At 55.1% G+C, this 25,837-nt stretch carries 21 protein-coding genes; 4 read left to right on the top strand and 17 right to left on the bottom strand.

All coding sequences use genetic code 11. The features are described from left to right. Positions 1 to 15 precede the first annotated feature (15 nt). On the bottom strand, positions 16 to 660 hold the full coding sequence (locus ACO2Q8_RS11950) for an SCO family protein (RefSeq protein WP_423345042.1): 645 nt from the start codon (positions 658 to 660) through the stop codon (positions 16 to 18). Further along, complete coding sequence (locus tag ACO2Q8_RS11945) at positions 657 to 1,121, bottom strand: hypothetical protein (protein ID WP_423345041.1); 465 nt, start codon at positions 1,119 to 1,121, stop codon at positions 657 to 659. The genes ACO2Q8_RS11950 and ACO2Q8_RS11945 overlap by 4 nt, the downstream gene beginning before the upstream one ends. A 54-nt stretch (positions 1,122 to 1,175) precedes the next feature. Between ACO2Q8_RS11945 and ACO2Q8_RS11940 the strand changes: the two genes are divergently transcribed. Beyond that, positions 1,176 to 1,445, top strand: coding sequence for a hypothetical protein (locus ACO2Q8_RS11940; RefSeq protein WP_423345040.1), 270 nt, complete (start codon positions 1,176 to 1,178; stop codon positions 1,443 to 1,445). A 634-nt stretch (positions 1,446 to 2,079) separates the two neighbouring features. On the opposite strand, the gene ACO2Q8_RS11935 is transcribed toward ACO2Q8_RS11940, so the two are convergent. The 4 genes from ACO2Q8_RS11935 to ACO2Q8_RS11920 form a co-directional block, all read right to left on the bottom strand. Next, positions 2,080 to 2,889: an MbnP family protein gene (locus ACO2Q8_RS11935; RefSeq protein ID WP_423345039.1), complete on the bottom strand. Its 810-nt coding sequence runs from the start codon at positions 2,887 to 2,889 to the stop codon at positions 2,080 to 2,082. Positions 2,890 to 2,910: 21 nt separating this feature from the next. Further along, positions 2,911 to 4,107: an exo-alpha-sialidase gene (locus ACO2Q8_RS11930; RefSeq protein ID WP_423345038.1), complete on the bottom strand. Its 1,197-nt coding sequence runs from the start codon at positions 4,105 to 4,107 to the stop codon at positions 2,911 to 2,913. A 93-nt stretch (positions 4,108 to 4,200) separates the two neighbouring features. Further along, positions 4,201 to 6,564 carry a TonB-dependent receptor gene (locus ACO2Q8_RS11925; RefSeq protein WP_423345037.1) on the bottom strand — a complete coding sequence of 788 codons (2,364 nt, stop codon included), beginning with the start codon at positions 6,562 to 6,564 and terminating at the stop codon, positions 4,201 to 4,203. Between the two features lie 90 nt (positions 6,565 to 6,654). Then, entirely contained in the window at positions 6,655 to 7,029 is a 375-nt protein-coding gene (locus tag ACO2Q8_RS11920) for a hypothetical protein (protein WP_423345036.1), read from the bottom strand. 131 nt (positions 7,030 to 7,160) lie between these two features. On the opposite strand from ACO2Q8_RS11920, the gene ACO2Q8_RS11915 reads away from it, so the two are divergent. Beyond that, positions 7,161 to 8,366, top strand: a complete 1,206-nt coding sequence (locus ACO2Q8_RS11915) for a hypothetical protein (RefSeq protein WP_423345035.1) — start codon at positions 7,161 to 7,163, stop codon at positions 8,364 to 8,366. Positions 8,367 to 8,812: 446 nt separating this feature from the next. Here ACO2Q8_RS11915 and ACO2Q8_RS11910 read toward each other — a convergent pair whose 3' ends face one another. After that, positions 8,813 to 10,903 (bottom strand): insulinase family protein, encoded by a 2,091-nt coding sequence (locus tag ACO2Q8_RS11910; RefSeq protein WP_423345034.1) that lies wholly within the window; start codon positions 10,901 to 10,903, stop codon positions 8,813 to 8,815. 51 nt (positions 10,904 to 10,954) lie between these two features. After that, positions 10,955 to 12,379: a M16 family metallopeptidase gene (locus tag ACO2Q8_RS11905; protein ID WP_423345033.1), complete on the bottom strand. Its 1,425-nt coding sequence runs from the start codon at positions 12,377 to 12,379 to the stop codon at positions 10,955 to 10,957. A 238-nt stretch (positions 12,380 to 12,617) separates the two neighbouring features. Here ACO2Q8_RS11905 and ACO2Q8_RS11900 point away from each other — a divergent pair, with 238 nt between their 5' ends. Then, complete coding sequence (locus tag ACO2Q8_RS11900) at positions 12,618 to 12,965, top strand: hypothetical protein (RefSeq protein ID WP_423345032.1); 348 nt, start codon at positions 12,618 to 12,620, stop codon at positions 12,963 to 12,965. 74 nt (positions 12,966 to 13,039) lie between these two features. On the opposite strand, the gene ACO2Q8_RS11895 is transcribed toward ACO2Q8_RS11900, so the two are convergent. The 6 genes from ACO2Q8_RS11895 to ACO2Q8_RS11870 form a co-directional block, all read right to left on the bottom strand. Continuing rightward, positions 13,040 to 14,245 (bottom strand): sodium:proton exchanger, encoded by a 1,206-nt coding sequence (locus ACO2Q8_RS11895; RefSeq protein ID WP_423345031.1) that lies wholly within the window; start codon positions 14,243 to 14,245, stop codon positions 13,040 to 13,042. A 78-nt stretch (positions 14,246 to 14,323) separates the two neighbouring features. Continuing rightward, positions 14,324 to 15,904, bottom strand: a complete 1,581-nt coding sequence (locus tag ACO2Q8_RS11890) for a phytoene desaturase family protein (RefSeq protein WP_423345030.1) — start codon at positions 15,902 to 15,904, stop codon at positions 14,324 to 14,326. A 50-nt stretch (positions 15,905 to 15,954) separates the two neighbouring features. Beyond that, positions 15,955 to 16,830: a PE-PGRS family protein gene (locus ACO2Q8_RS11885; RefSeq protein WP_423345029.1), complete on the bottom strand. Its 876-nt coding sequence runs from the start codon at positions 16,828 to 16,830 to the stop codon at positions 15,955 to 15,957. A 190-nt stretch (positions 16,831 to 17,020) separates the two neighbouring features. Beyond that, the gene (locus ACO2Q8_RS11880) at positions 17,021 to 17,683 is read right to left on the bottom strand and encodes a hypothetical protein (protein WP_423345028.1); all 663 of its coding nucleotides are present in this window, start codon (positions 17,681 to 17,683) and stop codon (positions 17,021 to 17,023) included. 12 nt (positions 17,684 to 17,695) lie between these two features. Further along, positions 17,696 to 18,337 carry a hypothetical protein gene (locus tag ACO2Q8_RS11875; protein ID WP_423345027.1) on the bottom strand — a complete coding sequence of 214 codons (642 nt, stop codon included), beginning with the start codon at positions 18,335 to 18,337 and terminating at the stop codon, positions 17,696 to 17,698. 1 nt (position 18,338) lies between these two features. After that, positions 18,339 to 18,677, bottom strand: a complete 339-nt coding sequence (locus ACO2Q8_RS11870; protein WP_423345026.1) for a PadR family transcriptional regulator — start codon at positions 18,675 to 18,677, stop codon at positions 18,339 to 18,341. Between the two features lie 133 nt (positions 18,678 to 18,810). Between ACO2Q8_RS11870 and ACO2Q8_RS11865 the strand changes: the two genes are divergently transcribed. Beyond that, on the top strand, positions 18,811 to 20,637 hold the full coding sequence (locus ACO2Q8_RS11865) for an ABC transporter ATP-binding protein (protein ID WP_423345025.1): 1,827 nt from the start codon (positions 18,811 to 18,813) through the stop codon (positions 20,635 to 20,637). 154 nt (positions 20,638 to 20,791) lie between these two features. Here the strand turns inward: ACO2Q8_RS11865 and ACO2Q8_RS11860 are convergent, their stop codons facing one another. The 3 genes from ACO2Q8_RS11860 to ACO2Q8_RS11850 form a co-directional block, all read right to left on the bottom strand. Next, positions 20,792 to 21,853, bottom strand: coding sequence for a zinc-binding metallopeptidase family protein (locus tag ACO2Q8_RS11860; protein ID WP_423345024.1), 1,062 nt, complete (start codon positions 21,851 to 21,853; stop codon positions 20,792 to 20,794). A gap of 181 nt (positions 21,854 to 22,034) precedes the next feature. After that, the gene (gene xrtN / locus ACO2Q8_RS11855; RefSeq protein WP_423345023.1) at positions 22,035 to 23,096 is read right to left on the bottom strand and encodes an exosortase N; all 1,062 of its coding nucleotides are present in this window, start codon (positions 23,094 to 23,096) and stop codon (positions 22,035 to 22,037) included. Further along, a complete protein-coding gene (locus ACO2Q8_RS11850) occupies positions 23,083 to 25,707 on the bottom strand; it encodes an XrtN system VIT domain-containing protein (RefSeq protein WP_423345022.1) in 2,625 nt (874 codons plus the stop codon). Before ACO2Q8_RS11850 ends, xrtN begins: the two co-directional genes overlap by 14 nt. Between the last annotated feature and the right edge of the window lie 130 nt (positions 25,708 to 25,837).

Genomic DNA, 25,837 nt, shown 5'->3' with positions numbered 1-25,837 from the left:
CGTTTTAAAGTTTGTTTATTCGTACTCCTGTTGAAGCGTTGCAATGTCGGCAACCAGCTTGCGAGTTCCTTCTTCGGTCGTTCCATCGTAGAGTCCCCGGATGTGCCGTTCCTTGTCCACCAGGATAAAATGTCCGCTGTGGATGTAACCACCCGGCGCCGTCGAGTCCTTTCCCACCGTAACCAGATAATGATGCTCGCCGATGTCGTAAATTTTTTCCCGGTCACCGGTTGCAAACTGCCACATCGGACCGGTTACGCCCATGTCGCGGGCATACCGTTTCAGAACGGCAGGCGTATCGTGATCCGGGTCGATCGAGTGCGACAGAATGCGAACATCCGGCGAGTTTCGGTAAGCCTGATACACCGTCAGCATGTTTTTTTTCATGATGGGGCATATCGTCGGGCAGCTCACAAAAAAGAAATCAGCTACGTAAATTTTTCCCGTAAAATCCTGTTCCGTAATGCGTTGTCCCTCCTGGTTGATCAACGAAAACGGGGGAATCACCGGATAAACCGTTTCCTGAACGTCTTTCCCGTTCACCCTTTTTTTCACAATTTCCGGCTCGCCGATGTAAGGCAATTTTTGGGTATCAACCCTGCAGCTCAGCGAGCCGAGTGTCATCCACATCAATAGCATCATTTGCAGTCCCGTTCTCATCTGTCCATGTAGTTTTCGGCGTCCGTGAGGCTTTTTCGCATCAATTGGCTCATCGTGCTTACCTTTTCCTGCTGCTGCTTCAGGTACTTCAAGGCCTGATCCTGATCCAGCACCTTGAGGGTATCGCCTTTGTACTGGTGCATCCAGTCCATCATCGCCCGGTCGGCCTCCTGTAGTTGCTGACTAATCCGCAACCCGGTTTGCCTGGCGGGGCCTTCGGTTTTTTCAATTTTCGCCGATACTTCTTTTTGAAGCCGCATGAGATCGCTTATGAGCGGCATGACGCTGTCATGAACCGCCAGCACCTGTTTTTCCAGAGCAGCTACGGGGCCGGTTGTTGCCTGAGCCGATGGCTCAGCCGGGTGGTGATGATGATGTTCTTCGGTCTTTTTGTTGGATTGACAGGCTCCATTAAGCAGGAGCCATAACGTCAAAAGCAAATAGTTGTACTTAGCCTTCATGGCTATTCGTTAGTTTAGTGTTCAAGTTATCATTCCTTAAAAGGTCCGCGCCAGGTGTATTCCGACCCGGCTGTGGGCCTGAACCAGTCCTTCGGAGCTTTGCAGGCTCAGCGGCACCTGCGCATTGACGCCCAGGATTCAGGAGCTCCGATACACATCCAGACCGAGCATCCCGGCCTGAAAGGTTGGGTTAGCCACCTGCGTTCCATCGTACTGATTATACCGGTATTCGCCGGTAGCGAGTTTGGCCCCTTCCCCAGCAGAAATGGCTGCCTGATGACCCGGCCACTGTCGGTACGTGTTGTCTTATCCAGCAATTTGTAGTTGAGTAAAACCGTCGCGTCGCCGATGCCCTGGTGCCGCCGAACATCCGCGCCCTGCGTTTGCCGGTTGACACCGACAGGGCAAGGGTAGCCGAAGACGGACACCACCGGCCACTCGGCCGCCGGGCTTCCGTCTTACAACAAAACCGATGGGGATTGACTCAACGAATTGGGGAAAACCGGGGCGGTTGTCGTAGTTTGGGTAAGTGGGCCGAATACCTGAGCAATTGGTAGAAGAAAATAGGCGGATTGGAAAGGACTGCCCCCTGTGGGTAAAAAGCAAACCGGGGAAGCGGTTGGGAAAAGAGTTGCATTACCGGGGTATTCTGTACCCGTTCGGTCGTTTGCTGATCTTGTTTTTGTTGCTGCGATTTAAGCCGTCGAGCCAGGTAACACTGCCCGTCGCAATGCAACTGGGGCCGATCCCGATTCTCGCAGAGAACCCGAGCAATATACTCCTTATTTAGCTGGAAATAGGCAATCGTCCCCCACTGACTAAACGTCGGCAGAAGGACGGTGCTTAACCAGACATAAAGAAATAAATTTCGGATCATGCGACCGGATTGCAGCGTTTATAAGAAAGAATTCCGATGGTGTGAAAGCAACAGGCAACATTCTGTAGCCAGGATTTCATGTTAATTCACCTTAACGTTACTAACACTAAACATCGTTGCGTAATTAGTCGCAATGTCGGCCGACAGGGGCGACACCATGATATTGGCGTTTTTGGCAATACTGAGCGGCTTGACCCCGTCAAAGACCTTCAACACGTCGGCCTTGATCGTAATGCGGGTGGTTCCGTCCATTACAACCCGGGCCGGTGTCGTGCTAAAGCTCAACGGAATCGTCCGCAGGTTATTGATGGTTTTGCTGCTGTAGCCGCCAAACAACCCGACATGGTACACGAAATTCCGCTTGCCGGTGGCATCAACTGGGGCCTGGGGCGATGTTCCTTCCAGTTTCAGAAAAATATAGCCCGAATTCCAGTCCCAGTACATCCCGGCCGCCGTGCCCGCCGGATCAAGGGCTCCGGTTCGTTTGTCGATGCCCATCGTATTCCGCAAACTATCCACGCCCAGCACAAAGGAAAGGCTGGTGTAATCGCCCGCCGGGATGTTCCGCAAGGCGAAGGTTTGGGAAGCCGGGTTGCTCTCTTCCACTAAAAAATAGCTGCTATCCTGCGGAATGACATACTCCGAACCGTCGGCTTTTTGCAACCTGATGTTACTGACAAAATAATTGAGTCGGCTGACCGAAAAACTTTCCCCGCTGCCGTTTTTATACACCGCGCTCGTATCCAGCCGTAAGTCCTGCGTACCGACTACATTATCGAACGTGAGGGAGACCGTGCCCTGCTCGGGTTCGAGCGGGTCGTTTTGGCAGGCAATCAGGATGGCGAGGAACAAAAACAGGCTCATGACGGAGAGAAAGAAGTAGTTTTTCATACCCAAACGTTGTTATCGTAGTTAAAGCGATTCGACCAGCCTACTTACTATAACGCGGTTTTGCTGGTCTTTCTGTTGTTCATAAGCCACCAAAACGCCTTTTTTTGTTGCCAGCACCACCGGATAAACCGCATTGACATCCGGGGGCGTCAGGTACCGAGTGGGCGTCGCGACCCCGTTGACCACCTTCCGCATCCCGATCCGGGAAATAAACCGGCTTTCACCGTTCGGATTTTTAATTTCCATCGACTCGTCCCAGACCCAGATCAACTGCCCGTCGACCGAGGTGATCTGCGGGTGTTTGGTCCGCTCCGACACCAGGCTGCTGACGAGTTGCCCGGCACCCAGCCGGGCCAGCTTGATCCCCGGCGTCTTGTCGCCCCCCGAAAACCAGGTTACAAACAGCTCATCGCCCACCTGCGCCACATCCGGACCGGTATGCGGACAGGCGTTGATTTTCCACTGATCGTTGTACACCAGGGCCGGTCGGCTAAACGTCCGCCCGCCATCGGTCGAAACGGCCTGGCTGATGTCGCGGGCACCGTTGTCGAGCAGATCCCGGTACGTTACATGAATGCGGTTTTGGGTATCCACAAACACGTTCGTGCGGCAGCATTGGCAGGCATTGTCGTCGACCAATACCTCGGGGCCAAAACCGCCCCCGGGCAGCGTTTGCGCAAACTTCACGGTCCGGCCCTCCCGGTTTGGCGCTTTTTCGTCCAGCCAGGCAATGCCCACTTCGCCGTTCGGCAGGCGGTTCAGGTTGCTGAACGAGTGCCCTTTGCCGGGCGTCGTATCCCGGTGGACGGCTTTGGGCTGGGTCCAGGTTTTGCCGCCATTGGTCGACAGCACGTAGAGCAGATCACTGGCGCGGGGAGCGTCGGGCGTTGGCTTCGACACCTCGAACGTAGCCAGCATAGTGCCATCTTTTTTAAAGGCGACCTTCGGCATTCCCTCGGCATGGACCGAAAACACCGCCGGGGTCGACACCCGGATTTTGGGGCCAAACGTCTGCCCGCCATCGCCCGAGACGGCCAGGTAAAAAGCCAGGGTTTCGTCCGCTTTTTCGGTCCAGCTCAACACCGGGCGGTTCCGGTGGTCGGTGGTCAGGCGCGGGGTGGCTCCCACAAACGCCGGGTTTGAAAGCCGCACGTCGGGGGCCGGTTTTTCACTGAAATTGAGAAGCAGCGCGGCTACGAGGATAATAATAGTTTTCATGGAAGTTGTCGTTTTTTTACCCCCACCCCGCTGAAGGGGGGTTAATGAATCCGGGTTTTTAAGCCCCCTTCAGGGGGGTGGGGGCAGAATCGATCACTTGGAAAAATTATATTGAATGCCCCCCACCAGCGTCCGGGGCGCAGCCGGGGTGTACGTGGTCCGGTCGGTCGGGTTGTTGCCCCGCGTTGCCGCCGTCGCGTAGAGTTCGTCAGTGGCATTCAGCAGATTTGCAAACACTTCAAACCGCCGGAACGTATAGCCGCCCCGCAGGTTGACGACGCTGATGCCCCGCCCGCCAAACGCGCCCCGGTCGCGGTACGAAACCGTGTTGATCTGGTTTTGGTACCAGGCGCTCACCCGCTGCCATTCGGCCGACAGCCGCAGGCCCTTCACCCAGCGTGGTTTGTAGGTCAGTTCGGTATTGGCCACCCAGCGGGGAGCCTGCGGCATGTCGAAGCCATTCACGTTTTTCACGGCATCCGAAGCACGCGTACTCAGGGCGAAATCAACAAACCGGTGAACGGCGTTGGTACCCCCAAACCGGAAAAACCATTCCCGGGTCGGGCGGTAGGTCAGGCTGTATTCGATGCCCCGGTGCAGCGTTTTTCCGGCCGACTGAAAATCCGTACTGTTGTCGGGCTGGCGGATGTTGAGCAGTTCGTTGCGGCCTTCCATCTGGTACAGAGCCACATCCAGGTACACCTTGCGGTTGAGCAGCGACGCCCAGCCGCCGATTTCGTAGTTGTTGAAATAGGCCGGTTGGAGGTTATAGTAAAACAGCGATTCACCCGGCGACACGTTGGTACGTTGGGTAAAAATGGACGTCAAACCGGGCGGAGAAAAGCCCCGGCTGTAGTTGGCATACAGCCCCCGGTCGCGACCCAGGTCATAGGTAACGCCCACTTTCGGCGTAAACTGGCGATAGGCTTTCCGGCCGCTGCTCTGGTCGAGGTAATTGTCGTACGAAAAACCCATCTGATCGAACCGCCCGCCCAGCGAAAGCCGGAGCGCCGACAGCGGATTCAGGTCGAGCTGGGCATAAACGGCCGAATTCAGGATGTTGGCGGCATAATCGGCCAGTTTCACATCCGGGCGCTCGCTGACCAGCCGGTACCGTTCCACCGATTTTTTATCGGGCCTCAACTGGGCTTCCAGGTCGATCTGGTAGGCGTTGTAATTCGTCGGCGAGGCATCGACCAGCAACCCGGCCATCAATCGGCCGTTCCAGAACGGCAACCGCTGGTTGTGCTGGGCCAGCAACCCGTAACTCCGAAACGCGTTGACGTTGATCTGGCCCGTTGCCTTCGTGGAACCGCTCGTCCAGCGAATGCCGTAACTCGGGTTCTGGCCGATGGAATTGTCCCGAAAAAAAGCCGTTACGTAGCTGTCGGAGCCGTTTTTCCACGCGTGATCGAGGGTCAACCGCGCCCGGACAGATTTCACCTTGCGGTACGTAAAATCGGTGGTGGAGGAATACTGTCGGTTGTAAAAGGCTACGCTGTCGACGCTGCCGCCGGTTTGGGAGTTGTAATCGTTGTACGAAACCGTGCCGGTCAGTCGGGTCTGGCCGGTAAAGGCGTACTCGGCCCGGGCATTGAACGACACTTTGTCGTAATCGGAGCGGGTTTGCCAGCTATTGCGCTGCCGGGCTACAAAACCGCCCGCGTAAACGCCCAATTTTTTGGTCAGCATCCCACCCCCTCCGAACTGAATCCGGCCATAATTCCACTGATCGCCCTGAAGGCCCAGCCGAAAAGTCGGCACGGCGGTCGGTCGCTGCGTGATGAAATTGAGCGCCCCCCCGACCGCTTCGGGGCCGTACAGCGACGAAGCCGGGCCTTTGACCACCTCCACCGAACTGATGGCGAAGACGTTCATCTCGATCAGCGCATTGTGATTGAATACGCCCATCGGCCGGATCGGTACGCCGTCTTCGAGGTATAGAAAATAGGCGCTTGTGCCGAACGGTTGCCGGATGCCCATGCCGTGCTGCTCGTTGTTGTAGTTGAGCATCACCACCCCTGGCGTTTTGTTGATCAGTTCAGCCAGCAGCGTCGGTTTGGTCTCGTCGATCAGCGTGGCCGACAAGCGGGAGATCGCCACAGGCGCTTCGGTCCGCTTTTGGGCCTCACGGTTGGCCGTCACGACAATCGTTTGCAGGCTTTCGACCACCGGTTCGAGTGCAACCCGCAGCGGCTGGTCGGTCGGTTTTACGGTTTGCGGTTTGTAGCCAACGGCCGAAATGAGCAGTGGGCCAGTGGTGGACGCCAGCGAAAACCGCCCGCTGGCATTGGTGGCGGTTCCCGTGGAACGGTCTTCGGTCGAGATCGTGACGCCTTCCAGCGGTTCTTTGGTCTGGGCGTCAAAAATGGTGCCCGAAACAGGCGATTGGGCCAACGCCCAAAGCGGGGCTATTGTTGCGAAAACCGCAACAGCCAGCCGGTATAGAAAATGCATTGTTTAGATACGTTTGATCACAAAGAATGGCGCGCTGGAACGAATCCAGCGGCTTTACGACGGGCACCTGCCGGGCAGGTGCAGCGGTGATCAAACCCTCGGGGGATGAAGCAAGGCTGCGAGCGAAGACGAATACGGTTTTAACACGTACCCGGGCAATTCCGTCACAGCGCAGACGACGGACGACGAAAAGGCGAAAACGGATGTAAATTCAAAAAACAGTTGAAAGTCAGGCGTTTTCTGTACGCGCTCGGTGGTGGCTTTATCCTGTTGTTCCTGCTGGGCGTGCAATTTTTTGGCTAAGTAGCATTGACCGTCGCAATGCAGCTCCGGTTTGGCGCGATTTTCGCACAGGACTTTCGCAATGTAGTCCTTGTTGGCATGGTAATACGCGATGGTTCCCCACTGACTGAACGTCGGCAGCAGGGTGGCAATCAACAGAACGTATGCCAGAACCGTGCGCATGGTTTTGAGAAGCTCGTGCAATAGTACAAAAAAATACCGAGACCCGACATAAGTTGCTTATTGACTAAATCGGTAATAATTTGTTAATTCGCATACCAGCCGTAGATTATATCGTAACTGCTTAACCAAACATGAAATTATTCCATAATGCACTAGTTCTTAGTGTGTTTTATTTTTCTTCGCTGATTGGTTATTCGCAGTTAGCCCCTGTTGAATCCAACGGGGAAGCATTGGCACGTTCTTCGACTTCCCCTTCATCGGTAACATCAGCCCGCGCAGCCCGTCAGCGGGTAGCGGTGATGGTTGGCATGGAGCAGCAATTGTTTCCCTCCTACCTGCTGGCCCGGGCCACGATGAAGCCCCAAAGCAACCACTACATGCTCGGCGATGGCGATGGCAACATCTCAGTGGTATTTCACAATCCAGGTCTGAACACCTCGGTTCGGGTGGAAGTAGCCCCGACCCCCTTCAGCGAAGCCGCCGTTTATGAAGGTGTTTTGCAGGAGCCCGACAAGGATTACGAGATCTCTCCCCGCATTCCCTGGAACTTTGAAAAACTGCGCGGTTTGCTGCAACCCACACCCGTTAATTTTACCGTAACGACGTATATCGATAATGTGAAGGTGAGTCACCGGACGGTGGTTGCCACGATGCGCTCGGTCAACGACTGCCCTTATTACTGGGAAGATGACGAGACCGGCACGGGCGACCTGGATCTGAATTACATGTACGTGGCCTACATCAACGAGGACGATCCGGTAGTGGATGAAGTCCTGACGCAGGCCCTTCAGAATGATATCGTCGACGGTTTCGACGGCTACCAGACCGGTGACAAGAAGCGCGTCGACGATCAGGTGTTTTCGATCTGGTACGCCCTGCAAAAACGCGGTATCAAGTACAGTTCCATTTCGACCAACTCCAGTACGGGCGTTTCGCAAAACCTCTACAGCCAGCGCATCCGGACCATCGACCAGACCTGGAACAACCGCCAGGCCAACTGCGTCGACGGTATGGTGCTGATGGCGTCGGTTTTGCGTTCGATTCACATCGACCCGGTTTTGGTGCTGATGGCCGATCACTGCGTGCTGGGCTATTACCGTGATGCCGAACACAAGGATTTGGCCTGTCTGGAAACGTCGATGATCGGCGATGTCGATTTGCGAAAAATGATGTCGATCCGGCGTCGGAAAGCCTCGCGCAAGCTGTTTGCTGAAGCCCGTCAACGCGCCCAGCGGCACTACCGCATTTCGAAAGAGCACTTCGACAAAGATCCCCGCTATCGGTTTATCGTCGTGGCCGATGTCCGGAAATCGGGCATCCGACCGATTGGGCGGTAGACAAATTCCCACTTGAAGTGGTTGGAACTCATTCGGCCATTATGTTCTCCCCGGCCCCTGGAACAAAAGCCTTTGATACCGGATTTCGGCCACGAGTTTGAGTCGATACTGGAGCCAAAACTTTTGCCAGCCTGTTGCCTGTTCCAAGGCAACTCCGTTTTCCTCAAACACCTGTCTCCGGATTTTCCGGCGAAGCAACACACCGGGCATACTTGCCAGAAAACCGGTTTTTATTGGCGTTTGTGTTGATTGATTAATTCGCATTGTTTGGGATAGTTTTCAACCGTAATCATCAACTCGGAATCTATGGATAAGATTGTTTCCGGAAGAAATCAAAAACCGGCCTGAAAAGAAGCAAGAATATCTCTTATTCCTTTCCAGACCGGTTTCTCATAAACCCTCAAGCGTCGCGGTACCGACGGAAAACCGTATACCGAAAACCGCCCCTACTGCACCGTAAATTGCTTATCGTCCAGACCAGTATTGACAACCAGCGACTGGGTTTCCATCTTCATCACCATCGGCCCGAAGTTCTGCGTCAGTGTATGCGGAAACTTTACGCCGTTTACGTCCTTGTAATCACTGAAATTGCTGGTAATCGCCATTTCCCCCTGGGGAGTCTGTTCCACCGTCATCATTTGGACTTTCAACCCGCTTTCCGCGTCATAGAAAACCGAGTACGACTTGCCGCCGAGCGCCACATCCACTTTGTAAGCATCTTTCCCGTTTACTTTCTCGGCACCCGCCAGCGTGGTTTTCGCGCCAAACTGACTGAACAGCAGTTCGGGAAAGAGCGAGCTTTTCAAAATTTCGAGCTTCGCTTCGTCGTTGGTCAGGCTTTTCGACTGCCCACCGCCTTCCTGTTTCACTTTCTCGCCGTCGGAGGTGATTTTCTGCACCACCTGCCCCATCGCCGTCACGGCCAGCGCAAACTTGGTCAGCCCTTTCTGCTTCGCTTCCACGTCGATCTTGGTACCCTGCACCTCGGTCGTCATTTTCTGGGTATAATCCGTGATTTTCGCCACGGCCTCTTTCCCGCCGATGGCCGTCAGGTATTTCCCGATCACCTGGTCGACCGTCACGCCAGCGGTGGCTGCGGTGGTGAGTTTGCCCGGCGCGGGGGCTTCCACTTTGTTGCCGTTTACGTCGTAGTACGTTACCTCACCAAACCGCTTCAGCTTGTCGGCTACTTCGGCGGCTTTCCCGACCACCACGATGTAGGCATGATCCGGGTCGATCAGCTTTCGGGCCGTCGTCTGAACCTGCTCATCGGTCACCGCATCCACATTTTTCAGGTAATTGGCAAAGAAGTCCGGCGGCAGGTTGTAGCGGGCCGTGTTGATCGCAAAATCCGCGATGGTTTCGGGATCTTCCAGCGTGAAAATGAAGTTTCCGGTGAAGGTGTTCTTCGTGCTGGCGAGTTCTTCCGGTGTCGGTTTCGAATCCCGGATGGCTTTCAGTTCGTTCAGGAATTCGGCCACGGCGCTGTCGGTCACGGCATTCCGGACGTTGGCATTGGCCCGGAAACGGCCCACCAGCCGGTCGCTCGTCAGCGACGAATACGCGCCGTAGGTGTAGCCGCGTTTCTCGCGCAGGTTGTTATACAGCCGGGCGTTGCCCCCACCCCCGCCAAGAATATCGTTGGTCAGGCTGGCCTGAATCGACTCCGAGGTATACGGTTTTAGCTGTACCGGATGCGTGATATACACCACCGACTGCACCGAACTCGGCCGGTCGACCAGCACAATCGTGGGCTTGGCGGGCGGTTTTGGCATCTCATAATTCGGCTTCGGCACCTCGCGCGGCTGCCATTTCCCGAAGTATTTTTCCACCATCGGCCGGGCTTCTTCCGGCGTAATGTCACCGACCACGGCCAGGTAACCGATATTCGGCCGGTAGTAGGTATCGTAGAATTTCTGGCAATCGGCCAGCGTAATCCGGTCGACGGTTTCTTCCGAATCCGGTTCGCCGTACGGGTGATCCTTGCCGTACACCAGAATGCTGCTCACGCGCGTCGCAATGGCCCCCGGATTGTCTTTCTGAGCCGCCAGCCCCGATTTAGTCTGTTTTTTCAGTTTATCGAGTTCTTCCTGCGTAAACTTCGGATTCAGTACCACGTCGGCCATCAGTTCCAGCATCTTCGGCGTGTGCTTTTTCAGCGACATCGCATACACGCCCGTCGGCGAGGTGTTCAGGCTTCCACCAATGAAGTCGACGGCTTCATCGATCTGGTCTTTCGTTCGGGTTTTCGTGCCGGTTTTGATCAACTGCCCGGCAATGCTGACGTACCCGGCCTTGTCGCCCTCGCGAATCGGCAGGTAGTCGAACAGCAGGCTAAACCCGACGCGGGGCAGCTTGTTGTTCTGGACGACAAACACTTTCAGGCCATTCGCCAGCGTAAAGGAAACCGGTTTGCCGACTTTAATGGTGGGTGCCGGGCCATCGGCCGGTAATTTCGACCGGTCCACCGTCTGGGCCTGGGTCGACAGGCCCAGAGCGATCAAGCCCGCAGCCAGAATATAGTTTGCTTTCATCATTCGCTTCAAAATTCGCTATTCGTTATTCAATATTCATTATTCAATGTCCCTTTAATCGCCTTTGCCTTCTTTCTTCGGCTCCATCGCTTTCGGCAGATAATACAGCACCACCCGGTTTTCTTTCGTGAGGTACTTGTTGGCCACCCGACGCAGGTCTTCCTTCGTCACTTTGTTGTAGCGTTCCAGCTCGGTGTTGATCAGGTTGGCGTCGCCCAAATACATCTTGTAGTTCGCCAGACTTTCGGCAATGCCAGCTACGCCCGCGTTCTGATTTACAAAGTTGGTTTCGATCTGGTTTTTCACTTTCTGAAACTCGGCATCGCTGACCAGTTCTTTCTTCACTTTCTCGATTTCGGCGTTCATTCCGGCCTCCAGGTCTTCGGCCTTCACGCCCATGTTGGCAATGCCGATGGCGATAAACAAACCAGGGTCTTCGGTCGACAGCGGGAACACGCCGGTTTGCACGGCTTTCTGCTGTTTATCAACGAGTTCCTTGTTCATCCGGGAGCTTTCGCCAGCCGCCAGCAGGGTTTGTAACACATCCAGCGCGTAATAATCCGGATCCCCTTGCGGGGGCATATGGTAGGCCTGGAATACGCCCGGCAGCGACACGTTATCGTAGATGATGTCGCGCACTTCGGCCTTCTGCTCCGGTTCTTTCACGTTCGGGCGATAGGGCGTTTTGGTGCCTTTCGGGATTTCGCCAAAGTATTTCTCGACCAGCTTTTTGGTTTCTTCGGGATTGATGTCTCCGGCAATCGACAGGATGGCGTTGCCCGGAATGTAAAACTCCTTGTAAAACGAGCGAAATTCATCGATTTTGGCTGCATTCAGGTCTTCCATCGAGCCGATGGGTGCCCATTTGTACGGATGAACCTTGTAGGCATGGCTCAAAACCTGCGGGAAGAATGTGCCGTAGGGCTGGTTTTCGTAGCGTTGCCGCCGTTCTTCCTTCACCACTTCGCGCTGGGTTTCCACGCCTTTCTCGTCTACTTTCGCGTGCAAAAGCCGCTCGGACTCCATGTACAGCCCCAGTTCCAGTTTGTTCGACGGCAGAATTTCGTAGTAGAACGTCCGGTCGTTGGAGGTGTTGGCGTTCAACTGCCCGCCCGCGCCTTTGATGATCTTCATGTACTCGCCCCGCTTGATGTTTTCGGAGCCTTCAAACATCAGGTGCTCGAAAAAGTGCGCGAAACCCGACCGGCCCGGTTGTTCGTTCTTCGACCCCACATGGTACATCATCGTGACGGCCACCAACGGCGTCGTATTGTCCTGATGCAGAATCACATGCAAGCCATTCGGCAGATCATACTCGGTAAACTTGATACGGGGCGCATTCTGATCCGTCATTGGTTTTTTCGGAGCCGTCGAAGCCGCCGGAGCAGGTTTAGGGGCGGCCGGTTTCTTCGGCGTTTGCGCCACCGCCGACCAGAGCAGGCATTGGCTCAACGCGACATAAAGCACGGTTCTTTTCATAGAAATGTTTACTAAAATGTAGAATAGGTGACTCCGGTGATCCGGTCTTTCTCAAATATACAATTGTTTTTTTTCGGCAAAACCGTCTTCTAAGATGGCGACCGACAAAGTTTGTCAAAAGGCTGAAAATGAAGGGTGAGCGGCAAATACACCTGATTTATTTCGCCAAATAGAAGCACAGACGCCCCTGCCGCGGTATTTTTGCAAAATAAGTGATTTTCATCGCCAACGTCCGGTTATGATTGTGGTTCGGGTTCCGTTTTTGTGGGTGAGTGGCATGGCCTTGTTTCCCTTCGTATTGGTACGAACCAGGCGGCCCGATGCGGTTTTGCTGCACCACGAACGCATTCATCTCCGACAGCAGCTTGAATTGGGCATTCTGCCGTTTTACGTCTGGTATTTGCTGGAATACGGGATCCGGCGCTGGCAGTACCGCGACCATTACACGGCCTACCGAAACATCAGCTTCGAGCGCGAAGCCTTTGAACATGAAGCCGATCTAACCTACTGGAAAAACCGCCCCCTGTACGGTTTCTGGCGGTATCGCTCCCGTAGTACCCACGGGCCGCCGGGCGGCCCCGTTTAGCCCGTGAGTGCCGCAACATTCCAGAAGATCGGTAAATTCTCCGGTTGCTTTTAACATCCAGACATTTCAGGCATTCAAGGACCGCCTGGCGGCCCCGTAAAGTCCGTGGGTACGTCTTCGCGGTAGCTAATCACACCGGCCATCATCACCAGGGCCGTCAGGAGCACCACGGCTGTCAGAATCCCGTCGCGAAAACCGACCAGTTTCAGATTGTCCGGAATGCTCAAATAGAGCAAAACCGTAACCAGCCCTCGGGGGGCAATGAACACAATCGGGTTGAGATCCCCCGGCAGCGCCAGCCGCAGCACACCCGCCCGAACGGTATACAGAATCAGCAGCAGGAAAGCACTGACAATCAGCGCATCCGGCTCAATGATGGCCTGAACATCGGATGCGTAACCGAACAGCAGAAAGAAAAATGTCCGGACGATGAAAGCCCCTTCGGCGGTCAGGTTCTTGAATTGATCAAGTTCTTTTTCGAACAGGTCATTCTTAAAAATCTGGTCGAGACGCCCCCGGATGAACAGTTCGGTATTGTTCAGAAACAAGCCGAACACCAGAATCAGCAACAGCGGAGAAAGCTGGTAAATCCGGCTCACGGCATACACCAGAAACAGCACCGAAATAATGGGCAGAAACTTGATGTGGTGGCTAATCTTACTGATCAGATAGAGTAGAAAAAAACAGCAGATCAGCGAGATCACGACCATGATCAGCGTGTCTTTGGCAAACGACAAAACCGAAAAGAGGCCTCCAGATGCGTTGTAAACCAAAAAGTTAAAAATCATAACGCCCAGAATATCGGACATCGACGATTCGTACACGATAAACTCCCGACTTCCCGAACTCAGGTTGCGCGCCCCTGGCACAGCCACGGCGCTGCTGATTACGGCAAACGGCATGGCGGCTACCAGACATTTGAAAAACGACGCTTCCATCAGCACGTAAAACAGGGCCGCCATGAGCAGCGACGTAATCAGAATGGATGAGAGCGACGCCCAGAACGCCCGGCGGATAATGCCTAGTTTTTCGTTGGTCAGCTCCAGTTCCAGCGCCCCTTCCAAAATGATTAAAATCAGTCCCAGCGTACCGAGTGTCGGCAGGATGGTATCGACGTACGGCAGTTGAAACGCGAAATAGTTGGTTCCCTGGCGAATCAGCATCCCCGACGCCAGCAGCAGAATCACCGACGGTGTTTTGTACCGGCTGCTGAGCAGGTCGAAGACGTACGAAATCAGAACCGATAGACTGAAGATAATAATCAGGTACGAGGTATCCATGCCGTCGGGTTTCGGTGCAAAAGCGCAATATACGGTTTTCAGCCGTTCGGGAGCCAGCCGACCCGATTACCAGACAGGCTAGATCAAGTCCGTGGCAATTTTGGCCGACAACAGGCACAGCGGAATACCGCCCCCCGGATGTACACTGCCGCCGACAAAGTAAAGATTCCGAAACTCGTGCGAAAAGTTGGCGTGTCGCAGAAAAGCCGCAAACCGGTTGTTGGAACTGTTACCGTACAACGCCCCCTGCGAACTGGAGGTCCGGGCTTCGATGCTGCGGGGGTCCAGAATGGATTCGCAGGCAATCAGCGGTTCTACATCCACGTCCAGGTTATGGCTCAGTTTCCGGATTACGTTCTGCCGGGTTTTCGCAATCAGTGCCTCCCAGTCCTGCCCCTCGTTGTTCGGCGCGTTGATCAGGATGAACCAGTTTTCGCAGCCGGGTGGCGCATCGTCCGGTTTGTGTTTGGAGGTGATGTTGAGGTAAACCGTCGGGTCGTCGAACAGCGTTTTCCGCTGAAACAGGGCGTCGAACTCAGCCCGGTAATCGTTGCTGAAAAAAATATTGTGCAGCCCCAATTCCGGAAATTCCCGGCGGATGCCCCAGTAAAAAATCAAACCCGAACTCGACTTCGGTTGCCGTAAAATCCGCTCCGGCTGCCGGGCGTTGGGCAACAGTTTCCGAAACGTACTCACCACGTCCATGTTCGACACAACGATGTCGTAGGGCAGAGGGCATGGGGCAGAGGGCAGAGGGGAATGAACAGCGGGCGAAGGGTCGGGAGAAAGAGATGCATCAGCCGCTCCAAACCCCAAATCCTCCGCCATCTGCCCTCCTCCCCCTGCCCTCTGCCCCCTGCCCTCTGCCACCACCCCCACCACCCGGTTTTTGTCCGTGACGATCTCGGTCACCCGCGCGTTGAAATGAAACCGCACGCCGAGGTCTTCGGCCAGCCGGACCAGGCTGTTGGTAATGCCGATCATGCCGGCTTTCGGGAAAAACGTACCGATGTTGTATTCCAGGTGGGGAATGATGTTCAGCGTCGCGGGCGTCTGGTACGGGTCGGAGCCGTTATAGGTGGCGTAGCGGTTGAACAACTGCACCAGCTTCGGGTGCCGAAACCGCTGTTCGTTGGCCCGGTTCATGGTTTTGAACACCTCCAGCTTCGGCAGGTTCAGGTAACCATGCAGGGCATCGCGATTGAACCAGGTCGACAGCTTGTGCAGCGATCGGTGCAGAAACAGTTTTTCGGTGATGCTGTATTTGGTGGCGCTGTCGTCCAGGTGGTCCAGCAGGTGGCTGGCCGATTCGCCGAGCTGCGTTTCCACCTCCCGGGCGAAACGCTGCCGATCGGCCCAGGCGGTTAGGCGCGTACCGTCGTCCCAGAAATACCGACAGGTTTCGTCCAGGCGGATGTATTCAAAATAATCCTGGGGGTTGCGCCCGGCCAGTCGAAACAGGTCTTCGACCAATTGTGGCATCGTAAACAGCGACGGCCCGGCATCAAACCGGAAGCCTTCCTGCTCAAAACCCGATAGCTTCCCGCCGGGGTAGGTGTTGGCTTCGAACACATCGACCTGAAACCCTTTGACCGCCAGCCGAATGGCGGTGGCAATACCGGCGATACCGGCTCCAATAACAGCAGCAGTTTTTGACACGGAAAAGATGGCTAACGAGCAAATCGGGAGCAACCCCTACTCCCGCAGCCCTATAACCGTTTGTAGTAATTCAAAGTTACCGACGACTGGTTCCCTTTTTCGGGCAGGGTGTAGTACCCGTTGTTGTTTCGATCAAAACAGATGGCTTCTCCCTGAATGCCCAGGGCTTCACTGGCCAACGTTTTCGCAGCGGTTTTCTGCATGGCGTCGGCAACGGATTGCCCGTCGTTCCGTCGCCAGTAATACGTTCCGAGGTACGATTTTAACAGAATGTCTTTGCCGTCGGACGACATACTTCCGCCCGTAATCAGGTTGAGCGGCAATTCGCCGTAGTAATCAGCGGTTTTCACGTCGGCAGTGCTTTGCGGATACGGTAACCGGTAGAGCCGCACTTTTTCTTCGCTTTTGCTCACAATCCACAGATCGCGGGTCTGGGCATCGAGCAGAATGGCTTCGGCGTCGCGCGGGCCGTCGGGATACCGGAAACTAATCCGTTCGATGCCGCTGATGGTTTCGTTGGTGTTTTTCGGTTCTGGAAACCGGTAAATATAACTTTCCTGATTTTGCTTGAAATTATCGCCGATGTCAGCCAGGTAGAGGTACGAAACGCCGTCCTGCGGGCCGGGGCCGATGGCCAGGTCTTCCCAGTCGCGGTTGTTGATGCCCGGCAGCGGAAACCGCTTTTCGAGCTTTCCATCGGTGGTCATGAGGTTGATCTGGGCGGGCGTTCCGCTGTCTTCCTGCACCCACAGGCGACCGTCCATCGTGCGGCTGGCCGCGATGCCCGAGGCTTCATCCACTTGTCCCGCTTGCACCGGGAATTTGTCCGGCGTGGTCGAAAACCGGTCGGAAGACGAACTGGGCGAAATTTCTCCGCAGGAAACAAGCGTCAGCAGGAGGCCGACCGCCAGATAACGATACTGCATGGTGTAGTTACAAGGTTGTACGCTACAAATAACGTCAAAACCGCGCCATATCGTTGTAGCCGCAACGGAATTTTAACGTACCCACGGACCGGGCCGCGCAGGCTTTAGTCCGGGTGAGCTTCGATAATCCATAAGTTAATACCAACTTAATGGTTATACTAACTCACACGGACTAAAGTCCGTGGGTACGTCAGGCAGTTTTGTATGAAAACTTCTCGCGGTAGAGTTGCAGAAAGGTTAACCCATACACCAAAAGGACGCAATTCAACCCCATGAATACAGCGGGATACGACTGATAAATGGCCGTTGACCGGGCTTCTTCATCTAACGAGGCACTGATTATGTTCGTCAACTGTATAAACATCATGGGCAAATTGGCACGGCTATTCATGTATTGCCACACAATTTTCCGAGCATCCGCATGGCGATGGTCTTTCTGAAAAACCGCATACAGCAGAATGAGTCCCGGCGTGACAAATAGCCCTGAGGTCATCAGATAGACGCCCAGGTAAGACAAGGTATGTGATAGCAGATAGACCAATCCGCACAGCAACAGAGTCGTGACGATGGCAGGCCAGCGGAAATAGCTTTTGACCAGTTCCCAATGCCGACGAGCAACTTGCTGCTGAATGTTTGCAACAAAATCTTCCTGAATCTTCTGCAAACCAGCGCCTTCACCTAAGGCTTTCCAGGCCAGATAACTAGCCTGCTCGAATGTTTGCCCGTCGGCCATTTTCTGCTCGGTGAGCGTGGCATAGTGGTCGAGCAATTCGTTCTCGACTTCTTCGTATTCGATATGCGCCAGCATGCGTAGGTCGTGGCGAAGCGTGTTCAGTTGGTGGGAAGTTAGCATGATGAGCAGGGATTAACTCAGACGAACCAGTTTCCGAAAATTTTGATCAGACCAGAGCAAATCCAGTGTGCAGATGAATTCCATGAGCCATACGGCTAAAAACAGGCATTGCCAAACCGCATTGCCCGATTCCAACCGGTTTAGCAGCATAAAATACCAGAACGACAATGCGTTGATATGCGAAATCTTCCGGACAAATGGGAGTTTGCTTTGTTTGCCCCAGGCATTTAGCCGGAAAAACAGATAAATGACGAAGCAGACCCTGATACCTGTCACAATCCCAACGGCCAGCATCAGCCTTTCCAGCAAAACCGGATGTCCATGTCCTTGAAAAACAAAGCCAAACACCAGGACGGGCACCAACACTTTCGGCCAGGCAGCGTATGTTTTCAGGTGCTTCCAGAAAGCGTCAATGGGAGCCTGAAAGGCTTGCGCGGCAAATTCTTCTTCCATTTTCAGCAGCCCCTTTCGGCCGCCAAAGCTCTGGTGTATGTCGCTCAACGCCAGCTCAAACGGCATGCCCGCAGCTAGACGCTCCTCAATGCCGTTGGCGTAATGATCGGTCAGTTCAGCAATCAGCGCTTCGTTGATCAGCCAGTTTTCTTTCCGCAAATGGCGGTCGATGGCGGTTAGTTGGTCGGTCGTCAGGGCCATGTTACAAAGCCGGTTTTAAAGTCAATAACCGTTGCAGATTTTCCAGCATCAGGCTCAGCTCCGAAATCCGTCCGGCGGCTTCGGTATGGCCGTCTTTAGTCAGCGAGTAATACTTCCGCGTCCGGCCTTCCACCACCTCGGTTTCGGTCGTCAGCAGGCCCTCGGCTTCGAGTTTGTGCAAAGCCGGGTAGAGCGCGCCCTCCGTAATGGTCATCTGCCCCTCCGTCAAGGCCTTCACTTTCTGCGTGATTTCGTAGCCGTACATGCGCTCCCGTTCCTCCAGCAGTTTCAGGATTATGACGGACAAACTGCCCTTAAGTAACTGTTGGTTGCTGTTCATACTGCAAGTATACACATAAAGACAATATACCTAAAATCGTTAGGCATCCAATTTCACCGAGGATACGGTGCCATAGTAATTGAATCATGGTTCATCATCCACATCACTGTAATCATAGTTATCTTTGCAACAGATGAAAACCTATTTTCGCTTACTTTCATACGCCCGGCCGCTCGGCAGCTTTCTGGCACCTTTTCTGGTTACATCGCTGTTAGCCAGCCTGTTTGGGGTATTGAACTTCACGTTGCTGATTCCACTGCTGAATGTTTTGTTCGACCAAATGGACCCGGCGAAGTTGCAGGCGGTTTTGAATCGGCCCGCGCCCACGCTCTCCCTCGACACCTCGCCCACGGACATTTTTCAGTACTATTTCGCGCTTTTTTTCCGGGAAAACGGCAAACTCGGCGCGTTGCAGTTTGTCTGCGCCGTCATCGTCGCGTCGGTGATGCTCAACAATCTGTTCAAATATTTGTCGGTCCGGCAACTCGAAGCCTTCAAGGCGCGGATGGTCGCCCGGTTGCGCGAGACGGTTTTTACGAAAGCCGTTCAGTTGCACCTCGGCTTTTTCTCGAACGAACGCAAGGGCAACCTCATCGCCCGCATCCTGACCGACGTGCAGGAGGTCGAAAATTCCATCGCCAACAGCCTGTCGGCGGCTTCTAAAGAGCTTTTTCTGCTCGTGGCCTACGTCATCACCTTGTTTACGCTCTCGGCCAATCTCACGTTTTTCGCCCTGCTGGTTATCCCGATTTCGGGCGGTTTTATTGCCATGCTCGTCCGGCGGATGAAGCGCGACGCGCAGGCCGGGCAACAACGTCTGAGCGGGATGCTGAGCTTGCTCGACGAAACGTTCGGCGGCATGCGGGTCGTGAAAGGCTTCAACGCCGAACCGTTTGTGACCGAAAAATTCCGGACCGAAAACGAAGGCTACCGACAGTCGGTACAGGCGCTGGCGAACCGGCGCGAACTGGCCTCGCCCTTCTCCGAATTCATGGGCGTCACGGTGGTCGCCATCATTCTGCTCTACGGCGGTTCGCTCGTGCTGACCAATCAATCGGATCTTTCGGCCTCGGACTTCATCACGTTTATTGCCATTTTCTCACAGGTGACGCGCCCGGCCAAGGAGATTTCCAACGCCTTCAGTGGTTCGCAGCGCGGCATTGCGTCGGGCGAGCGGGTGCTCGAACTGATCGACACCGTCCCGGCGGTTCAGGACAAACCGAACGCCCAGGCCCTACCCGGTTTTCACCAACATATTGAGGTTCAGAACGTTTCTTTTGCCTACCAGCCCGACCGACCGGTACTGAAAAATGTCAGTTTTACACTCCGGAAAGGCAAAACCATCGCGCTCGTCGGGTCGTCGGGGGGCGGCAAATCGACCATCGCCGACCTGATTCCGCGTTTCTACGACCCCACGGCGGGCCGGATTCTGATCGACGGCGTCGACCTGCGCGATTGCACGATGCAGTCGCTGCGGAACCTGATGGGCATTGTCACGCAGGAAAGCATTCTGTTCAACGACACGATTTTCAACAACATCGCCTTTGGCAGCCAGGCGACGGAAAAAGAGGTGATGCGGGCCGCCGAAATTGCCAACGCCCACGACTTCATCATGGCCCAGCCCGACGGCTACCAGACCGTCATCGGCGACCGGGGTGGTCGGTTGTCGGGTGGGCAGCGGCAACGGATCAGCATCGCCCGGGCGGTGTTGAAAAATCCGCCGATTCTGATTCTGGACGAAGCCACCTCGGCCCTGGATACCGAGTCGGAAAAGTTGGTGCAGGAAGCCCTGACCCGGCTCATGGCCAACCGCACGACGCTCGTGATCGCCCACCGACTCAGCACGATTCAACACGCCGACGAGATTCTGGTAGTGCAAAACGGCGAGATCGTCGAGCGCGGCACCCACCATGATCTGCTAGAGTTGGAAGAAGGCGTTTACCGGCGACTAACGGTGTAAATTACCTCCAACCCCCTGAAGGGGGCTTAAGCATCTGGATCAATAAGCCCCCTTTAGGGGGTTGGGGGTGAAAAAAGCTTGGAAACTGTCACTGTGTGATAATCATTACACAAGCACTTAACAGCCCTGCTCTTCAGGTTGTGGGGGCAGGAAATCACTTCCGCCGGGCTTCGTAACAGATTCGGTGGATAAAGCTCAGCTTTTCCATGACGCCGGGTGGAATGACGAATGGGTATAGATCGCGGTGGCCCATGCTGCGGTTCAGGTTGTTCATGGCAAACGACAACGGCCCCCACAAATCCATCAACGTCTTGAAATCTTCGGGGTCGTAGGGATCGATTTTTTCCTCGCGCACGACGCTCATCGCATCGACCACCGCCTGAAACTGCACACTCAGCCCAAAGGCGTAGGCGGTTTCGAGCGTATCCAGAATGTGCAGGTAGTGCGCCCAGGTTTCGGCCCAGTCTTCCCAAGGGTGGGCAGTGGCGTAGGCGCTGATGTAGTTGAGGTTCCAGCCCGCCGGTGGTCCCTGCTGGTAGTGGTGTTTCAGGGCGTCCTTGTAGCTCTGGCGTTCGTCGCCGAACAGCTCGCGGTAGGCGTCAATTCGTTCTGTGCCCCGAATCAGCCGATCCCAGTAATAATGCCCGATTTCGTGCCGAAAGTGGCCTAAAACCGTTCGGTAAGGCTCGTCCATCTTCTGGCGGGTCATTTCGCGCTCGATGTCGTCGGCTTCCACGATGTTGATCGTAATCAGACCCCGCATATGGCCCGTCCGGACCCGTCGCTGCGTGCCGTCGGCCAGAAAATCGAAGGAAAGGCCGTTGTCGGGATCGACCGCTTTGCCGATCAGTGGCAGATTCATGCGCCGGAGCGAGTAAATCAGCCGGTGTTTGGCGGTTTCGATGGCTTTCCAGCGTGCCAGGTACTCCGGTTTGCTCAGGTTCGGGATGGTGCGGTTTAGCTGGCAGGCATCGCAATACCGGGATTTCGCGCCGTCTTCCACCAGCCAGTTGCAGACCCCGTATTGGTGATTGGCGCAATACCGGTAACGCGTTTCGCCCTGTCCGTACACCTGAAAGATATCGGTTTCCAGCGCAACCAGCGGCAGCAGTTCCAGTTGGTCGGCCAGGAAACCGAGGGGATATTCACACGTCGGACACCGGCTTTGCTCAAAATAAACCGGTTCTCCGCAGTGTTTACAGGTAAAGTGCTTCATACTTTGACAGACCGGAGAAGCTCCTCGGTCCTGCTTCTAAAAACGAAACTCAATAACCTGTAGTAACGCCTTAGGGCCGAAATGGTTCAATGGTATGAGTAGGCCAAACTAAAAAAACCGGTAGAGAACAACGTGTCCCTACCGGTTTGGCATCTAAAATTTACCCCAAATTCTATCCAAATCAATACCAAACCCGCACGGCTTTCGCCAACGCATCGGGCCGGGAAGCTGTCACGTTTATTAACGCAAACGCCGGTTCGCCCCGGAGCATCCGCCAGCGGAAATCGAGCTGGCCGGTGGTGCGGTGTGCTCCGTTCGTAAACCACCATGCCGTGTACAACCGCTCACACCCCCGCTGCAACGAACCCATGTATACCCGCCGACCGCCGATCTTCTTTTCCTGGATCGCTCCGAACTCGTAGCCACTGCCCCGCCAGCAAACCGTCGGGCTGTGTTCGGCGCTGTAAGCCGTCCGCAGCGGTTTCACGTAGACCAGTAAACCCAGTTTGCTGTATTGCCGAAAACCGCCTTCCACTTGTTTTTCCGTGTACCCATCCGGAACAGACACCCGAACCGGTGCGTCGGGCTGGCTGCGGTGAACCACGCCAAACCCGGCCAGGGCCATAAAACCGTACAGCAAGGCCAGCCGTTGCCAGGCCAGCTCCGAATCCGGCGGCAACGGATTCCCGAACCTGGCGTACAGCCCGCGCAGGCCGAAACTGACCGGAGCCAGCAGATAAACCGCCAGACAGACCAGCCCGACCACATCGTGCAGCGGATCGTCGGGCGCAATCCGGAACAGCACCAGCGTCAGAATTCGCAGCAGATTGGTCAGCAGGATCAAGGCTGCGATTCCCACCGCCACCAGCAACAGCCAGCCCACGGCCAGGCGCGTCCGCGTCCGGTTTTCCAGGTGAATCACCAGGAACAAGCCCGCAAGCGCCGACATCCCGGTCATTTGCAGCCCCATGCAGGCCGGATCGACGGCGAAATCTGTTCCGTTCAGCCGAATCAGGTTCCCGTTAGCCTGCGCGTCAGTACGCAAGCATTGCAGCAAAGCCACCACCCAGGCACTCAGTTGCAGCCGGATCGGGAACCCGAAAACCGTCATAAGCCAGCGCAGACCCGGCGACGCCAGCAACAACCCGCCCAGCAAAACCGTCCACCGGCGACGGGCGGGCGTCAGCAGGACGTACCCCGCCAGCGCCAGCGCCAGTCCGAACGTCAGGTCAAAAGCCCACATACCGTCCTTTTCGCCAGCTATACAGGACCCAAATGGCAAACAGCCCCAACAACGCCCACTCGTGCGGTTCGGGAACGGCCCCGGTGTTTTTAAGCGTTGCGTTGTCCAGCCCCGACTGCGGTTTTTTGATCCCAAACCGGTCGTAATCTTTCTGCGTTTCCAACACCAGCAGGCTTGATACCGGCGACACAATATTGGCCTGAAGGGCTTCCGTGATGTGTTCTTCCCTGAACTGATCCTTCAAAAAATACTGTCGCCCGATCTGCTTCAGCAGATGGTTGTAGGCAAATAAGCGGAACACATGATCCGGGGCTGGTTTTTCGGACAGAACCGGTTGGCCGCCAGCCGCCGTGCGCGTAATCCGGACGCCCGACTGAGCCAGCAGAACCGACTGGTCTGTCATCGACGAAGCCACAAACCGCTGTTGCCGGACGAGCATTTCCAATTCCGCAACGGTGCCAACATCGGTTTGCAGAATCCCCAGTTCAGTCAGGGTTTTGGTCAAAGCCGACGGTTTTGCGAGGCAGAACGTCCGCAAGGCAGGTCCGTTGGTGAACTGATTGTCAATATACTGCGCGTACGAACTACCCACTAAATCCATCAGGTGCGGCCCGATTTCGGCATCTTTGGTAATCAACAAGGCCGAAGCCGGGTCGGGAATGCGATAGAACGGAAAGACGCTAAACCGCTGCTGCAGGAGTTTTTCCGTCAACTCGGTGCGGTTCGATTCAGTCAGCCGGACCAGGCCTTCGTCGTACACCCAGATCGGGCAGTTTCCGGCCAGGCTAAAAACCTGATCCAGTTCGGCTTCGGTCCAGGTTTGATTCAGATCCAGATAAAGCGCCTTCGGATTGAAGGGTTCCAGTTGTTGCCGGGCGGACTGGAGTTGGTACGTATTGCCATCGAATGAGAAGCCGCCTTTCGCCAGCGCCGGAGCCTCGAATCGGATCGCCCAGACCGGCTGGTAGGTCGACTCGCTGAGCACTTGCCGCTCGACCGGTTTTTCGAACCAGCCGGGTTTGAGAAATTCCGGCAAGTCGAGCCCCTGCGGTTTTTGGCTGAATTCGAGCTTGACGGTTTCAGTCGCACCCCGGCCATCGGGCCCTTCGAACCAGGGATTTTCGTACACAAGTTGCGAAGGCTTACCCAGACGGTTTTCGAGCCGCAGCGGTGATGTAATCCCGATTTTCACCTGCCGCTCTTCATTGGGCAAACAGGGAAACACCCGCAACGAGATGCGGTTTCCTTCGCGCCAGTGGACCACCGACGGATCGCGCCGTTCGACGCCCACAACCGTTCGGTAGGCCGTGTCAGCTTTGGCTTTCGTGGTCAGAATGCCTTTTTCCTCCCGTCCGTTGATCCACAACGACAGCGACGTGACCACCGACCCTTCCGGCAAATGAAAGGTGTACAACGCTTCTTCCTGAAGAGGCCCCCTGTTTTTGATGAACAGCGTTTTTTCGGTATACGCCAGGCGGTATTCAGGGTACAGTCGACTCTGTGTGAGCACGTTGCTCGTTCGCAGGTGCGTACCGGACCAAAGCCTTTCTTCGCCCACGTGCCGGGACCCGTAGAGCGTTGTCAGCAATTTGGTAGCATCTGCGCTGGTCGATTCCGCTGGTGTTCGGAAAAGGGTTGCGATAAACACCAGGGGATCATGCCGTTTCAGTTCTTCCTGCCGCCCGAAAACCCGGCTGCTGCTGAATCCTGCCTGGTCGTAAATCGCCCCGGTTTTCAGGTAACGCTCGGTTACCCAGTCGGTCGGAAGCTGTTGCGCCAGCAACACCCAGGTCGGGAGTTCGTCGTCTTTGCGGGTGATGACGGCGTTGGCCGTGTAGCGAATCTGGTTATCGACCTGCATCCATCGGTACACAAACCAGCCCGCGACGGCTAATGCTACGAAAATCCCGGCCACAATGGTCGGTCGCCGGTGTTCGTGTTCCCGCCAGCTTCGCCGGAGAATGCGGCCCAGGACGATGGTAAGCAACAGGGGAATGAAAAGATGACCACCGATGCCAAGCACAATGATTCCAAAAGCACCGATATGGTAAAACGGAGCTACATACAGGGTTTGGTAGAAAAACAGGCACCACACCAGCGCCAGGCCAAACGTCAATGCCTGCTGCCCCCGGACCGGCAGCGTATCGAGCCAGGCAACGCCAATCATAAGCAGCCCGGCCAACACCAGGAAACCTTTCAGCCACAGCACTGATTCCTGAAAAACCGGGATCATGCGGTTCAGCGCATAGGCGCTGATGAGCCACAAAACCAACAGGAGCATCCTGGCAGGGCGACCCTCTTCGGGTTGTGCTTTAGAAAAATTTAGCTCGTTCTTCATCCACAACCCAAGGGTACAGGCAATTGCCAGACCATAGTGAAACACAAACAGAGGCAGGTGCTGTTGAGCGCCGTGCCGGGCGATATACCAGTCATATCCCGCAAAAACCAGCGCGGAAAGTGCCACGGCCAGCAGCCCCCAGCGAAACGAGGGTTTCCTGAAAACCGCCCACGGGTCGGGGGTTACCGGTACATTGGTTAGGTGCCTGGCTGGCTGATTCGTCCGGGAGGACAAGGGCAATTTGCTTGTCGTCGCTGTGAAAGGTGTGTTCATTGTTTATTCATTTAAAAGAACTTTGTAAAACAAAGTAAAAGTAGCATTGCTGTCAATGATGCGGCTTAATTTATTTTTAACAGTAAACTTAATAAGCTGATAATCAGGGAATGGCAAAAGAATCCCTTTA

This window comes from Larkinella sp. VNQ87 (assembly GCF_049445795.1).
GTDB lineage: Bacteria > Bacteroidota > Bacteroidia > Cytophagales > Spirosomataceae > Larkinella.
Note: the sequence above shows the minus strand (reverse complement) of the source record. Positions and strands in the feature narration are given on the sequence as shown.